14 protein-coding genes are annotated in these 13,710 nt (G+C 72.7%); 12 read left to right on the top strand and 2 right to left on the bottom strand.

Going from position 1 to position 13,710, the window contains the following annotated elements:
* The first annotated feature begins 13 nt into the window (after positions 1-13).
* The 8 genes from IEY37_RS15925 to IEY37_RS15890 all read left to right on the top strand — a co-directional run bounded on the left by IEY37_RS15925 (position 14) and on the right by IEY37_RS15890 (position 8,163).
* Complete coding sequence (locus tag IEY37_RS15925; RefSeq protein ID WP_188943286.1) at positions 14-1,537, top strand: SCO6880 family protein; 1,524 nt, start codon at positions 14-16, stop codon at positions 1,535-1,537.
* Positions 1,534-3,147: a putative type IV secretion/conjugal transfer ATPase gene (locus IEY37_RS15920; RefSeq protein WP_188943285.1), complete on the top strand. Its 1,614-nt coding sequence runs from the start codon at positions 1,534-1,536 to the stop codon at positions 3,145-3,147. The genes IEY37_RS15925 and IEY37_RS15920 overlap by 4 nt, the downstream gene beginning before the upstream one ends.
* An 89-nt stretch (positions 3,148-3,236) precedes the next feature.
* A complete protein-coding gene (locus tag IEY37_RS15915; protein WP_188943284.1) occupies positions 3,237-5,012 on the top strand; it encodes a type IV secretory system conjugative DNA transfer family protein in 1,776 nt (591 codons plus the stop codon).
* A complete protein-coding gene (locus IEY37_RS15910) occupies positions 5,009-5,848 on the top strand; it encodes a hypothetical protein (protein ID WP_188943283.1) in 840 nt (279 codons plus the stop codon). Before IEY37_RS15915 ends, IEY37_RS15910 begins: the two co-directional genes overlap by 4 nt.
* Positions 5,845-6,027: a hypothetical protein gene (locus IEY37_RS15905; protein ID WP_188943282.1), complete on the top strand. Its 183-nt coding sequence runs from the start codon at positions 5,845-5,847 to the stop codon at positions 6,025-6,027. Before IEY37_RS15910 ends, IEY37_RS15905 begins: the two co-directional genes overlap by 4 nt.
* A 45-nt stretch (positions 6,028-6,072) precedes the next feature.
* Entirely contained in the window at positions 6,073-7,197 is a 1,125-nt protein-coding gene (locus tag IEY37_RS22685) for a C40 family peptidase (RefSeq protein WP_188943281.1), read from the top strand.
* Complete coding sequence (locus IEY37_RS15895) at positions 7,194-7,832, top strand: hypothetical protein (protein WP_188943280.1); 639 nt, start codon at positions 7,194-7,196, stop codon at positions 7,830-7,832. The genes IEY37_RS22685 and IEY37_RS15895 overlap by 4 nt, the downstream gene beginning before the upstream one ends.
* Positions 7,833-7,851: 19 nt before the next feature.
* Positions 7,852-8,163 (top strand): hypothetical protein, encoded by a 312-nt coding sequence (locus IEY37_RS15890; protein WP_188943279.1) that lies wholly within the window; start codon positions 7,852-7,854, stop codon positions 8,161-8,163.
* 391 nt (positions 8,164-8,554) lie between these two features.
* Here the strand turns inward: IEY37_RS15890 and IEY37_RS22250 are convergent, their stop codons facing one another.
* Both IEY37_RS22250 and IEY37_RS15880 read right to left on the bottom strand, forming a co-directional pair.
* Positions 8,555-8,830, bottom strand: coding sequence for an excisionase family DNA-binding protein (locus tag IEY37_RS22250; protein WP_229674507.1), 276 nt, complete (start codon positions 8,828-8,830; stop codon positions 8,555-8,557).
* A 155-nt stretch (positions 8,831-8,985) separates the two neighbouring features.
* Complete coding sequence (locus IEY37_RS15880) at positions 8,986-9,351, bottom strand: ArsR/SmtB family transcription factor (RefSeq protein ID WP_188943278.1); 366 nt, start codon at positions 9,349-9,351, stop codon at positions 8,986-8,988.
* Positions 9,352-9,385: 34 nt separating this feature from the next.
* On the opposite strand from IEY37_RS15880, the gene arsM reads away from it, so the two are divergent.
* Genes arsM through IEY37_RS15860 form a run of 4 tightly spaced genes read left to right on the top strand, consistent with a single transcriptional unit; the run spans position 9,386 to position 13,699 of the window.
* Positions 9,386-10,438 (top strand): arsenite methyltransferase, encoded by a 1,053-nt coding sequence (gene arsM / locus IEY37_RS15875; protein ID WP_308426394.1) that lies wholly within the window; start codon positions 9,386-9,388, stop codon positions 10,436-10,438.
* Positions 10,435-11,565: an ACR3 family arsenite efflux transporter gene (arsB, locus tag IEY37_RS15870; protein ID WP_229674506.1), complete on the top strand. Its 1,131-nt coding sequence runs from the start codon at positions 10,435-10,437 to the stop codon at positions 11,563-11,565. The genes arsM and arsB overlap by 4 nt, the downstream gene beginning before the upstream one ends.
* Positions 11,562-12,248: an arsenate reductase ArsC gene (locus IEY37_RS15865; RefSeq protein ID WP_188943276.1), complete on the top strand. Its 687-nt coding sequence runs from the start codon at positions 11,562-11,564 to the stop codon at positions 12,246-12,248. Before arsB ends, IEY37_RS15865 begins: the two co-directional genes overlap by 4 nt.
* A 17-nt stretch (positions 12,249-12,265) precedes the next feature.
* Positions 12,266-13,699, top strand: a complete 1,434-nt coding sequence (locus tag IEY37_RS15860) for an FAD-dependent oxidoreductase (RefSeq protein ID WP_188943275.1) — start codon at positions 12,266-12,268, stop codon at positions 13,697-13,699.
* The last annotated feature ends 11 nt before the right edge of the window (positions 13,700-13,710 follow it).

Here is a 13,710-nt window from a genome sequence, read left to right as displayed (position 1 = left end):
CGGAGCAATCGAGATGGCTAGGAGCAGTGGCGGCGGGGGGCCGCGGCAGTTCGTGTACCCACCGCGGCCGACGGCCGGGATCGTCGGCCGGTTCGGCATCGTAGATCTGGCGTTCTTCGCCGCGGCGCTTGCGCTGTTGTGGACCGGCTTCCGGCTGATCCCGGTGTCGGTGTGGTGGCTGGTCGGCCTGGGCGTGGCGGCGCTGCTGTTGGCGGCGTTCCCGTTCCCGCGGGTCGGTGGCCGGCCGCTGACGGCCTACCTGCACCCGGTGCTGGCCACGGTGGGGGACCGGCTGACCCGCCGCGGGGTGTTCCGCGGCGCGGTGTTCTCCCCGTCGTCGCTGGCGCACCGGATGGATCTGCCAGGAGACCTGGTCAACTACCGCGCGGTCGCGGTGCCCACCCCGGATGGCCGGTCGACGGTCGGGCTGATGGTCAACGACCGCGAGAAGGTCGCGTGCGCGGCGCTGCTGACGTTCGGCTCGGCGATGCTGCTGGAGGGCAGCACCGAGCAGGGCATGCGGCTGGATGACTGGGAAGCGGTGATGGAGTCCTTCTGCGCCCAGGGCGCGGGAGTGTCCCGGTGGCAGCTGCTGGCCCGCACTGCCCCGGACGTGGTGAACGTGGCCAGCCGGCACGCCCGGGACAAGGCGGTGGTGCGCTCCGGCCCGGCGTGGCAGGCCACCCAGGAACTCATCGCGCAGGCGGCGCCGGCCGCGCAGCGTCACGAGGTGTACCTGATCGTCGCGTTCGACCTGCGCGCCCTGGGCGACGAGATCACCTCCCTGTCGGAGGGTTCCAGCCGCGACGAGGCGGTCGGCGTCGTGGTCCTGGAGCGGCTGCTGGACCTGGAGCGGGGTATCACCGAGGCCCGGATCGAGTCGCGTGGGTGGCTGCGGCCGGGGCAGTACGCGGCGCTGATCCACACCCAGTTCGACCCGGAGTCGCTGCCGCTGCATGACGTGCTGGCCGGGCAGGACCACGACCTGGATCCGCGGCTGGCCGGCCCGTCGGCGACCGAGCGGGCGTGGAAGTCCTTACGGCACGACTCGGCGGTCTCGCGCACGGTGTGGGTGCACGAGCTGCCCAAGCGGCCGGTGACCACGAACTGGTTGGCGCCGGTGCTGCAGCAGTCCGGGCTGCGCCGGACGCTGTCGCTGGTGGCCGAGCCGCTGGGCGAGGTGAAGGCTCAGGCGTCCGCCGAGCGGCAGGCGCTGCGCGCCGAGGGGTCCGCAGCGGAGCGGCGCAAGATGGGCAGGCCGACGACGGCGCGGCTGCGCAAGGAGGCGCAGGCGGCGCTGGATCAGGACGAGGCGCAGGCCGACGGCGACGGCGTGTTCCGCTACCACCTGTTTCTGACCGTGACCGCGCCGGATGAGAAAACCCTGACGCGGCAGATGCTCTCGGCGCGGCGGCGGCTGATCCGGGCCCGCTGCCAGTCGATCGTGCTCTACGGCGAGCAGGACCAGGCGTTCTTCGCCGGCGCGCTGCCGCTGGCCCGCGGCCTGTCCCCGATGCGCGGGGTGGCCGGGGTATGACCACCACCGAACGACCCGCCCGGCCGGTCCGCCGCACTCGCGCGGCCGCGATCGGCGCCCTGCCCGGGGTGACGGTGCCCGGTGAGGTCGCCCGCCGCCTGGCGCAGCGGGACGCCGCCGCGGCCGCGGCCGCCGCCGCACGCTCGGCCGAGCAGGAGCAGCGCCGCCTCGAACGGCTGATCCGCGGCACCGGGCTGGACCGCCGCGGCGCGAAAGGCACCGGCTCAGGCCGGTTGTGGGGGCGGATGCGGCTGCAGGCGCACACCGCGCCGTCGCGGATGCTCAAGGGCATCTACCCGTGGATCATGGACCCCGGCCTAGGGGTACCCGGCGCCTACGTCGGGCAGGACCTGTTCTCCCAGGCCAGCTTTCTGTTCGACCCGTTCGAGCTGTACGCGGCCGGGGTGATCTCCTCGCCGAACATGGCGCTGGTCGGGGAGATCGGCGCCGGCAAGTCCGCGCTGATGAAGTCGCTGATCCTGCGACTGCTGGTGTTCGGCATCTCGTTCTCGTGGGTGCAGGTCAAACCCGAGTACGAGGACCTGTGCGCCGCGCTGGGCATCGAGCCGCTGCGGATCGGCCCAGGCCAGTTGGTGCGGCTGAACCCGCTGGCGGAGGTGCGCCGGCACCCGGAGCAGAACGACGTCGAGCACCGCGCCGGCAACCGCTCCCGCCGGATCGCACTGCTGGAGGGGCTGCTTCAGGTGGCGCTGCGCCGCGGGATGCGACCGGTGGAACGCTCGGTGATCGGGTGGGCGTTGGACGCCGCCACCGGCGCCGATGACGGCGCATCGACCCACCTCGCGCCGGTGTCCTTGCCGTCGCTGCTGGGTCATCTGGTCACGCCGCAGCGGTGGCAGCACCGCGCTGTCGAGCTCGGCCTGGACGCCGCGGACCTGGCCGACCAGGCCCAAGACGTGCGGCTGGCGCTGGCCGAGCTGGTGACCGGGTCGTTGTCGGGCATGTTCGACTCCACCGAGCCGCGCAACCTGGCCTTCGACTTCCGGGCGCTGGGCACCGTGGTCGACCTGAACCGGGTGCGGCACAACGAGATGCTGACGGTGCTGTCGATGGTGTGCGCGCAGTCGGCGATGGAGGCCGAGCTGATGCACCCGGACGCTCCGCGGCGGCTGGTCGGCTACGACGAGGCGTGGATGGCGATGCGGTACCTGCCGCTGCTGCGCCGCTTCCAGGAGCAGTGGAAGCTCTCCCGGCTGTACGGAATCGCCAACTGGATCGCCTTTCACCGGTTCACCGACCTGGACGCGATCGGCGACGCCGGCAGCGAGACCCGCAATTTGGCAACGGGTCTGCTGGAGGACACCGGTATCAAGATCGCCTACCGGCAGGGCGAGGCGGCGCTGCCGGTCACTGGTGCGCTGATGAGCCTGTCGGACGTGCAGGAGGACTTGCTGCGGTTCCTCAAGCAGGGCGTGGGCCTGTGGAAGATCGGCGAGCGCACCGCGGTGGTCAAGCACATCTTGTCCTCGGTGGAGCGGCCGCTGGTCAACACCGATTCCCGGATGAAGGTGATCGCCGGCATCGACGACATCTCCGACGCCGAGTGGGACGCCCTGCTCGAGCAGCACGCCACCGGGGACCCGACGTGACCCGCTCCTTGCCGACCCGCCTGCGAGCAACCGGAACCGGCGGAAGCGGCGCAGACGCCGGACAGCCCGTGCACGGGGACAGCCGCTCGGTGACCGCCGGCGCGTCGTCCGGCACCTGGCTGCTGCTGGCCGGCGGGGCCGTGCTGGCCGCGGCGATGCTGGCGGCGCCGTTGCTGGCCGGGCATCTGGCCTACCTGGTCACCGGGCGCGGCTGGCCGGACGCCGGTTCGCCGGCCGCGGCCGCCGTCGGCATGCTCGCTCACCCCGGTGACCCGACCCGGGGCTGGCCCGAGCCGGCCGGCCGGCCGGGGCCGGTGCTGGTGTGGGCGCTGACCGCGGTGCTGCTGACCGGGCTGGTCGCCGTCGCCGCGACGGCGGTGCTGCTGGTGCGGCGGGTGCACCGGCCGGCGACGGCCGGGGTGGCCACCCGCGCGCAGGAGACCCGGTCGATGACCGCCGACAGCCTGCGCGCCCGGGCCGGGTCGCTGCGGCCCCAACTGGCAGCCACCACCACGCCGCGGGAACTGCGGCCGGAGCAGCTGGGCGCCCGATTGGGCCGGTCGGTGGCCAGCGGCCGCGACGTGTGGCGGGCCATCGAGACGTCCTCGATCGTCACCGGCCTGTCCGAGTCGGGCAAGACGACCTCGGTGGTCATCCCGGCCGTGCTGGACTGGGAGGGCCGACAGGTGGTGTCCACCACCAAGACCGACATCTTGCGGTGCACGTGGGCGGCGGCCGCCGACCGCGGCGGACTGCGGGTGTTCGACCCGCTGCGCCTGTCCGGTGGGGTGTTCCCCGAGCTGTCCTGGACGCCGATCCAGGGCTGCGCCGACCCGAACATCGCCGAGGCCCGCACCAAGGTGCTCACCGAACGCGCCGCCGGCCCAGACCCGCACGCCGACTTCGCCGCCGACGGCCGCCGCGTCGTCCGGGCCCTGCTGCACGCCGCCGGCCTGGCCGACGCCACCGTGACCGAGCTGCTGGGTTGGGTCTACAACCCCCTGGATCAGCGGCCGGAGCAGATCATCCGCGGCTCGTCCCGCGGTTACCAGCTCTACGCCGAGGAACTGGCCTCGGTCCGCAAGACCCCGGACCGGCAACGGGAAGGGTCCTACCTGTCGGTCCGCTCGGCGTTCGACGGCATGTCCACCCCGCAGGTGCTGGCCGTGATCGACCACCGGCCGTCCCGGGCGTTCAACGCGACCCGTTGGCTCGCCGAGGGCACCGACAGCCTGTACCTGCTCACCCACAACACGATGCTGGCCGGCGCCACCAAGATCGTGTCCCTGATCGTCGCCGACATCCTCGACGCCGCCCGGCATCTGGCCGCCGCCTCCACCGGGGCCCGGCTGGACCCACCGCTGCCGATCATCGCGGACGAGTCGGTGAACACCTGCCGGTTGCCGGACTGGGAGACGGTGCTGTCGGACTCCCGCGGCTGGGGGATCAGCGCCCACATGGTGGTGCAGACCCGCTCCCTGCTGCGCGGCGCCTACGGCCGGGACCAGGGCGAGGCCATCTGGTCCGCCGCCGGGATGCGAATGATGGTCGGCGGGGGAGAGGGCGGCGCCGACAGCAAGGAAGTCGCCGAGGCGTTCGGCGACGTCGAGGTCGCTACCTACTCCCGCGACACCGCCGGAACCGTGCACTCGCTGTCCAGCCGCCGGCAGGCCACCCGCACCGTCGCCGATGTCCGCAACACCCCACCCGGCCGGGCGATCGTGCTCGCCTCCCAGATGCCCCCGGTGGAGATCGAGCTGACCCCGTGGTGGCGGCGCCCCGATGCCGCGCACGTGCACCGCGCCGCCGAGGACTACGACGACGCCCGCGCCCACCACCTGCCCCTGGCCAGGAGACGACCATGACCCAGCCACCCGACGGCCCCGACGAGCCCTCAGATCCCGCCGGCTACGCCACGGACGCCTCGGTGCGTCGGCTGTACCCGGTGCCCGACGCCGGCGGGTTCATCGCCGACGACGCGGACTTGTCCGCACCGCCCGGCGGCGCGGACGCCGCCGCCGCTGCAGGATCCAGGCCGGCCGCGCCGGCTCCGCCGTGGGGGAACACGCCCGAGGAACTGCTCGACGAGGCGCTGCAGCAGCTGCACGTGCTCACCCAACGCATCGACGAGCTGGACCAGCTCATCAGCGCTGACCGCCACGACCAGGACGGCACCGGCGCCGGCAAGCACCTGCGGTTTCGCTACGAACGCCACCCGGCCGCCGACGCCGCGGCCGCGCACGCCGAGCTCGCCAAGTGGGTGTCGTGGCTGGTGGCCACCTACCAGCTCACCGACGCGATCCCGGCCTGCTGGGACCGGCACGACGCCCTCGCCGAGGAGCTCGCCGGGTTCTACGTGGCCTGGCAGAACGTCTGGGTCGACGAGGGCCGCTACGACGCCGCCGTGCTCTGGCACGACCAGCTGCACAAGGCCGCCGGCGCCCGATGGGCCGTCTGGTTGCGCGGCGCCCGCTGCACCGAGACCTGCGCGCTGGACACCGCGTTCGCCGCCCAGGCGCACCGCCGCTGGAGCACCCAGGCCGCCGCCGCCGGCGGCGCCGACTACCGACTCGCCCGCACCCGGCAACTCGCACCGCCCATCCCACCGACACCCAAGAGCGCACCGGCCAAGAACGGCAAGCCCAGCCGTTCGACCAAGGCCCCAGCCTCATCGCCCACCACCGGAAGGACCCGACCATGAGCTGGCTCGACCGCATCCGCGACGACGACGACCGCCGTGACCAACTGGAGCGGGCCCGGCAGGAGGATGACCGGACCCGTGAGCAGGAACGCCGCCGCGACCGCGAGATCTACGAGGAGCAGCGTCGACGGGACCGGGACGCCGCCATCGGCCGCGACATTGAGCGCTGCTACTGGTGATGCCGGTAATGCCAGCATTGCCAGCAGGTACGCCGGGGACGTGACGTGAAGCGGCTGATCGGGGCGGGACTCGCCGTCGTCCTGGTGCCCGTGCTGCTGCTGTCGATGCTGGTCGCCGTCCTGTTCGGCAGCGAGGACGAGGCGCAGGCGGCACCGCCGGGCGGGCAGCCCGGCGTTGTCTGCACCACCGCACCGGCCTCCGGCAGCGGCGGATCGGCTGGATCAACCACCGGTCAAGACGTTGCCGGGTTCTCCGGGGACCAGCTGGACAACGCCGCGGTCATCGTCGGCCAAGGCAAGGCGCTGGGGGTGCCGGAGCGGGGCTGGGTCGTGGCGGTGGCCACCGCCATGCAGGAGTCGACCCTGCGCACCTTGAACTACGGCGACACGATGGCCAACGGCCAGATGTCGTCCTCCCGGGGGCTGTTCCAGCAGCTGGACGCCTGGGGGCCGCTGGCCGACCGGCTCGATCCGGCCAAGTCCGCGGCGATGTTCTATACCGGCGGGCAGGCCGGCCAGCCCGGCCTGCTCGATATCCCCGGGTGGGAGCAGCTGCCGGTCACCGTGGCCGCGCAGCGGGTGCAGCAGTCCGAGACCCCCGACGCCTACGCCAAGTGGGAGCAGCCGGCCAACCAGGTCGTCGGCGCCGTCGAGGGCCGCACCTGCACCACGACACCGGCCGCGGGCGCCGCCGGCGGAACCTCGATCAGCCTGCCGTCCAACCCTCGCGCGGAGACGGTGATCAACCGAGCGCTGAGCCAGCTCGGCGTGACCTACTCCTGGGGCGGCGGAGACGCCAACGGCCCCACACTCGGCATACACGACGGGGGAGTGGCCGACGCCCACGGCGACTACGCCAAGGTCGGCTTCGACTGCTCCGGCCTCGCCCTCTACGCCTACGCCGGCATCGGCGTCGCCGTCCCGCACCAGACCCAGGCGATCTGGGCCGCCTTCCCACACCTGACCGACCGGACCACCTTGCAGCCCGGCGACCTGCTGCTGTACTCCAGCAACGGCGCCGCCAACGGCATCCACCACGTCGGCATCTACCTCGGCGACGACCGCATGGTCGAGGCGCCACAGTCCGGCGACGTCGTCAAGATCAGCAGCGGCATCTGGGGCGGCAACCGCGGCGCCGAGTTCATCGGCGCCGTCCGGCCGGGCGCATGAACGGGCGCACCGACGCCAGCCGGCTGCTGCTGACCTTCCTGGCCGCCGGCATCACCGCGGGGACGGCCGCGTGCGCAGCACCCGCCGGCACGCCCACGGCGGGCGCGCCACCGACCGTCCGGCTCACTGCCCCCAGCCCGGCACCGACCACGACCGCGACCGCGACCGGCATCGAGACGACCATCGCCGCGCCGGCATCCCCGTCGACCAGCCCGGCCAGTTCGCTCACGGCCGAGGACCCGGACGCCACGGTCGAGCAGCTGGCGGTGGCCTGGCTGGTCGCCTACCGGACGGCCAGCTTCACCGGCGCGGCCGACGCCTGGATCGACCGCACCGCCTCCTACGTCACCGACCAGCTCGCCCAACAGAACCTGCAGCTGCGGCGGGACGGCCGCGGCCCCGGCATGGCCTGGCAGGACTTCGTCGACCGCCGCTGCACCGCCCGCGTCGACGACGCCGCCGCCGTGATCCCACCCGAAGCGCCCCGCACCGACACCACCGTCCACGTCCAGGCCGCCGGCACCCTGCACACCACCTGCGCCACCGGCACCGACCCCGCGGACGAGGCGCTGGCGGTCACCCTCACCGCCGTCCGCACCGACGGCGGCTGGCGCATCGCCAGCCGCGACTACTGACCGGAAGGAACCTTTCGCGATGACCACCCCCGGCCCACCGCGCCGCCCCCACCGCGACACCGATCCACTGCTCCTGCCGGCACGGCTGCCGTTCCCCGGGTCACCGCCACCCGGTGGATGGTCGACGGCCCCGGTGGCCGAACGGCTGGTCCAGGCCCTGGAACGCCTCGTCGACCTCAACGAACGGACCGCCCGGATGACCGACCGGTACCGCGCCAACCTGCAGCAGCAGCAGTCCGCGGCAGCGCGACGCAGCGCCGACGCGCGCCGCGGCCGCGACGACGACCGGCACCGCGGCGCCGCGGATGACGGCCGAGAGTTGGAGCGCTAGACGGTATGGGGGTCGGGGCGGATCGGCCTTGACCCCCATACCGTCTAGCCCATGCGCGGCCGGCGGCCCCGGCGGGGTGGCGGATCGACGCCGTCCCACTCGGGCCACCGCGGATGCCCGGTGCATGCGGGGTACACCCAGCAGGCGTCGCACACCCGGCACCGCTACGTCCGATGGCACGTCACCGGAGCCGCGCACAGGCACAGGCACGGATGCGTCCCGACCAGCACCGTGTTCTCGATGAGCTCGTGCCCGCCCGGGCAGCGGGACGGCATGAACTCGATCAGCCTTTCGGCTCCGTGCCGGCCGAAGTGACGCCCGCTCAGCTCGTACCCGCGAACCGACCTGAGCCCGTCAGTCGAACGCATGTTCGAGATAGTAGGTGCTGCGGTCACGCTTCCTCGGGCGGCTCCGCCGGCAGGTTGCCCAGGTTGTCCACCGCCCGCCGGTACGCCTGCTCGATGTACTCCTCGAGCTTGGCCCGTTCGACCCGCCACTGGTTGCGGTTGCCGATCTGGATGGCTCGCAGCTCACCGCTGCGGACCAGGGCGTACGGACGTCGGCGTCTACACCCATCCCATACTGCTGGCCGACCTACCTCGAGCGCCGGCGCCGGCCACCACCGCGGGCGCTCCGCCGACTGGCGAGCGGGCCAGCGAGCAGACACTGCTGCACGACTGTCACTGGCACATGACCGGAATCGGGCGTTGACCGCCGAGAACCGCGCCTTGCAGGCGCAGATCGCCATCCTCTACGGCGAGCTGCGCACCCTGCGTTTCGGTGTGCCCACCGTCACGCGGTGACCGCCGGGCTCGGCCCTGGTCAGATCCGGACGGCGACGTCCTGGCTGGTGAGGACCGCAGCCACCGCGTCGAGGGCGCCGGGGACCAGGGCGTAGTAGGCCCACACGCCGCGTTTGTCCCGGGTGAGCAGGCCGGCGTCGACGAGGACCTTGAGGTGGTGCGAGACGGTCGGCTGGGTCAGGCCGAGCGGTTCGGTGAGGTCGCAGACGCAGGCCTCGCCGCCCTCGTGGGCGGCGACCATCGACAGGAGCCGGAGCCGGGCCGGGTCGGCGAGCGCCTTGAGCGTCCGGGCCAGGCTGGTGGCGGCCGCGGCGTCCAGCGGGGCGCGGACCAGCGGGGCGCAGCATGCCGGATCGAGCAGGGGAAGGGTCTTCGGGCCGGCCATGCAGCCAGTGTGCCCGTGGCATTGACAGTTGTCGATGTCCCGGTGCATCGTGGTTCCAGTCATCGACGGTTGTCTATGCAAGGGGTGGGGAGTCATGACCGCATCGACCGATGTCGTGCGTGAGCAGGTCCGGGAGCGGTACGCCGCCGCCGCCCGGGCTGTGGGATCGGGTACCGGGGCGAGCTGCTGCGGACCTGACGATGCGGTCGCCACCGTGACCGGCAGCCCCACGGACGTCTTCGGCGCCGGACTGTACGAGCCGGGCCAGACCGGGGAGCTGCCCGAGGAGGCCGTCCTGGCCAGCCTGGGCTGCGGGAACCCGCTGGCGGTCGCCGAGCTCCGTGCGGGCGAGCGGGTGCTGGATCTGGGTTCGGGTGGCGGCATCGACGTGCTGCTGTCCGCCCGCCGGGTGGGCTTGAGCGGGTACGCCTACGGACTGGACATGACCGACGAGATGCTGGAGCTGGCCCGCGCCAACGCCTCCAAGGCCGGCGCCACCAACGTGGAGTTCGTCAAGGGCCACATCGAGGCCGTGCCGCTGCCCGATGCCGCGGTCGACGTCGTCATCTCCAACTGTGTGATCAACCTGTCCACCGACAAGCCGGCGGTGCTGTCCGAGATGTTCCGGGTTCTCACCCCGGGCGGGCGGATCGGCATCTCCGATGTCGTCGCCGAGGACCACGTCACCCCGGAGCAGCGGGCCGAACGCGGTTCCTACGTCGGCTGTGTCGCCGGGGCACTGTCCCGCGCCGAATACCTGCAGGGTCTGGCCGCGATGGGCTTCACCGACACCGAGGTGGTCTTCACCCATGAGGTCGCGCCCGGGATGCACGGCGCCATCGTCCGCGCGACCAAGCCGCTGGACGCACCCACCGCGTCGGACAGCCCTGCGACGAGCACCACCACTTCCAACTGGGCTGCGCCGGTCTGGACGGGACTGCCCGTCACCGACGTCACCGCGGACGCTGCGTCGTGCTGCGCCCCGGCGGTGCAGGACTCCTGCTGTGAGCCGGCCGCCAAGGCCGACTGCTGCGAGGCCTCCGCGCACCTCGCGGGTACCTGCGGCTGCCAGGAAACCGGTCGATGAGCACCAGTTCGACCGCCATCACCGACGCACCGGTCCTGAAGAAGCTGTCGACGCTCGACCGGTTCCTGCCGGTCTGGATCATCGCCGCCATGGCCCTCGGGCTGCTGCTGGGTCGGCTGATCCCCGGCCTGGCCGAGGGCCTGGATGCCGTGAAGATCGGGTCGGTGTCCCTGCCGATCGCGATCGGCCTGCTGGTCATGATGTATCCGGTGCTGGCCAAGGTCCGCTACAACGAGACCGGCCGCGTCACCGGCGACCGGCGGCTGCTGGTCAGTTCGCTGGTCCTGAACTGGGTCGTGGGTCCGGCGTTGATGTTCGCCCTGGCCTGGCTGCTGCTGCCGGACCTGCCCGAGTACCGCACCGGGCTGATCATCGTCGGGCTGGCCCGCTGCATCGCCATGGTGCTGATCTGGAACGACCTGGCCTGCGGTGACCGTGAGGCGGCCGCGGTGCTCGTCGCGATCAACTCGGTGTTCCAGGTGGTCGCGTTCGGCGCGCTGGGCTGGTTCTACCTGCAGGTGCTGCCGGGCTGGCTCGGCCTGTCCACCACCAGCGCCGGCTTCTCCGTCGGCGCGATCGTTATCAGTGTGCTGGTGTTCCTCGGGATCCCGCTGCTGGCCGGGTTCCTCACCCGCACCCTCGGCGAACGCCGCCTGGGCCGGGAGCGGTACGAGTCCCGGGTGCTGCCGCGGATCGGGCCGTGGGCGTTGTACGGCCTGCTGTTCACCATTGTCGTGCTGTTCGCCCTGCAGGGTGACCAGATCACCAGCCGCCCGTGGGACGTCGCCCGGATCGCGCTGCCGCTGCTGGTCTACTTCGCCATCACCTTCGCCCTCGGATTCGTCCTGGGCCGCGCGCTGCGGCTGGGGTACGCCAAGACGACGACGCTGGGGTTCACCGCTGCCGGCAATAACTTCGAGCTGGCCATCGCCGTCGCGATCGGGACCTTCGGCGTCACCTCCGGGCAGGCCCTGGCCGGCGTCGTCGGGCCCCTGATCGAGGTCCCGGTCCTGGTCGCCCTGGTCTACGTCGCCCTGTGGGCCGGGCGGCGGTTCTTCCCCGGTGATCCCACCGCCACCGTCCCGGTCGGCGCCACCGCCGACACCACGAAGGGAGTTCGGTCATGACCGCCCCATCCGCCCCCGCGCCGAGTGATGTCGATGCCGCGGCGATCCCCCGGGACACGCTGCTGGACATCACCGCGCGGCTGTGTACCCGGTTCGCCGGGGTGTTCTCCGCCGAGACCGTCGAGCGGTACGTGTTCGAGTCCTACGCCACGCTGCGCCGCACCTCGAGGGTCACGACGTTCCTGCCGGTGTTGACGCAACGGTTCGCCCAGGACCGGCTTACCGCCCTCGCGCAGGCCAAGGGCAAGGTCGACAAGGACGTGCCCGAGGTGCTGTTCGTGTGCGTGCACAACTCGGGCCGCTCGCAGATGGCCGCCGCGTTGCTGACCGCCCGCGCCGGCGGCCGGGTCCACGTCCGCTCGGCCGGGTCGCTGCCCGCCGCGCAGATCAACCCGGTCGTCGTTCAGGCCCTGGAAGAGGTCGCCGTCGACCTGGTCGGGGAGTTCCCCAAGCCGTTGACCGACGACGTGGTCAGCGCCGCGGACGTGGTGGTCACCATGGGCTGCGGCGACGCGTGCGCGGTGTACTCGGGCAAGCGGTACCTGGACTGGCAGCTGCCCGACCCCGAGGGCCTGCCACTGGAGCAGGTCCGGGCGATCCGCGACGACCTCGACCAGCGCGTGCGGGCCCTGCTCACCGAACTCGTCGGTGAGGCCGGCCGGTCGTCCGACCAGGCCCGCTGACCGGCGGAGCACCGGACATGGCGAACCGGCACCTGGTGGCCATCGGCGGCAGAGACGCGGGGATCTCCGCTGCGCTGCGCGCTCGTGAACTCGAGCCCGGCGTGGACGTCACCGTCGTCGTGGCCGACGCCTACCCGAACTTCTCGATCTGCGGCATCCCGTACCACCTCTCCGGTGATGTCCCGGACTGGCGAGACCTGGCTCACCGCACCGTGGCGGACCTGCAGGCCACCGGCATGCGCCTGGCCCTGGACACCCGCGCCGAGCGGATCGATGTCGCCGAGCAGCGGGTACTGCTCACCAGCGCCGGCGGGCAGCAGTCGTGGTTGTCCTACGACGAGCTGGTCGTGGGCACCGGCGCCGTCCCCACCCGATCCCGGATCGGCGGGTTCACCGGACCGGACGCGCTCGGCCCGGCCGACGGCGTGCACGTCCTGCACACCATGGGCGACACCTTCGCCCTGGCCGGGGATCTGGCCCAGCAGCCGGAGACCGCGCTCATCGTGGGCGCCGGCTACGTCGGCCTGGAGATGGCCGAGGCTCTCACCGCCCGCGGCATCACCGTCACCCAGGTCCAGCGCGGCCCGCAGGTGCTGTCGACCCTGGATGAGCCCCTCGGTGCTCTGGTTCGCGACGAGCTCACCGCGCACGGCGTCGAGGTCGTCACCGGCACCACCATCACCGCCATCGCCCGCGCACGGGCCAGCACGGGTGGCCGGGTCACCGTCACCGGTCGCCGCGACGGCACTCCGTTCACCCGCACCGTCGACGTGGTCCTGGTCGTGGTCGGGGTGCGCCCGGACACCGACCTGCTGGTGTCGGCCGGCGCCGTCACCGGGGCCGGCGGCGCCGTGGTCGTCGACGAGGCGATGCGCACCGGCCTGCCGCATGTGTACGCCGCCGGCGACTGCGTCACCACCCATCACCGCCTCCTGGGTGTCACCTACCTGCCGCTGGGCACCACCGCCCACAAGCAGGGCAAGGTCGCCGGCACCAACGCCGTCGGGGGTAGCGCCCGGTTCACCGGCAGCGTGGGCACCCAGGTCGTCAAGGTGTTCGACCTCGTCGCCGCCCGCACCGGCCTTCGGCACGACGAGGCCGCCCGCGCCGGGTTCCACCCGGCCACCACCCAGACCACCGCCGACGACCACAAGGCCTACTACCCGGGCGCCCACCGCATCGCGATCCGGGTCACCGGCGACACCCGCGACAGCCGCCTGCTGGGCGCGCAGCTCGTCGGCCGCCGTGGCAGCGAGATCGCCAAACGCGTCGACACCTACGCCACCGCCCTGTACGCCGGCATGACCGTCCCCGACCTCGACGCCCTCGATTTGTCCTACACCCCACCACTGGGCTCACCATGGGACGCCGTGCAGATGGCCGGCCACGCCTGGACCCGCGAACACCATCAGCCCGCGCCGCAGCCCGCCGGCGCCCTCGTCACCACCTGACCCCACCGATC

It is taken from the genome of Nakamurella endophytica, assembly GCF_014646215.1.
Taxonomy (GTDB): domain Bacteria; phylum Actinomycetota; class Actinomycetes; order Mycobacteriales; family Nakamurellaceae; genus Nakamurella; species Nakamurella endophytica.
Note: the sequence above shows the minus strand (reverse complement) of the source record. Positions and strands in the feature narration are given on the sequence as shown.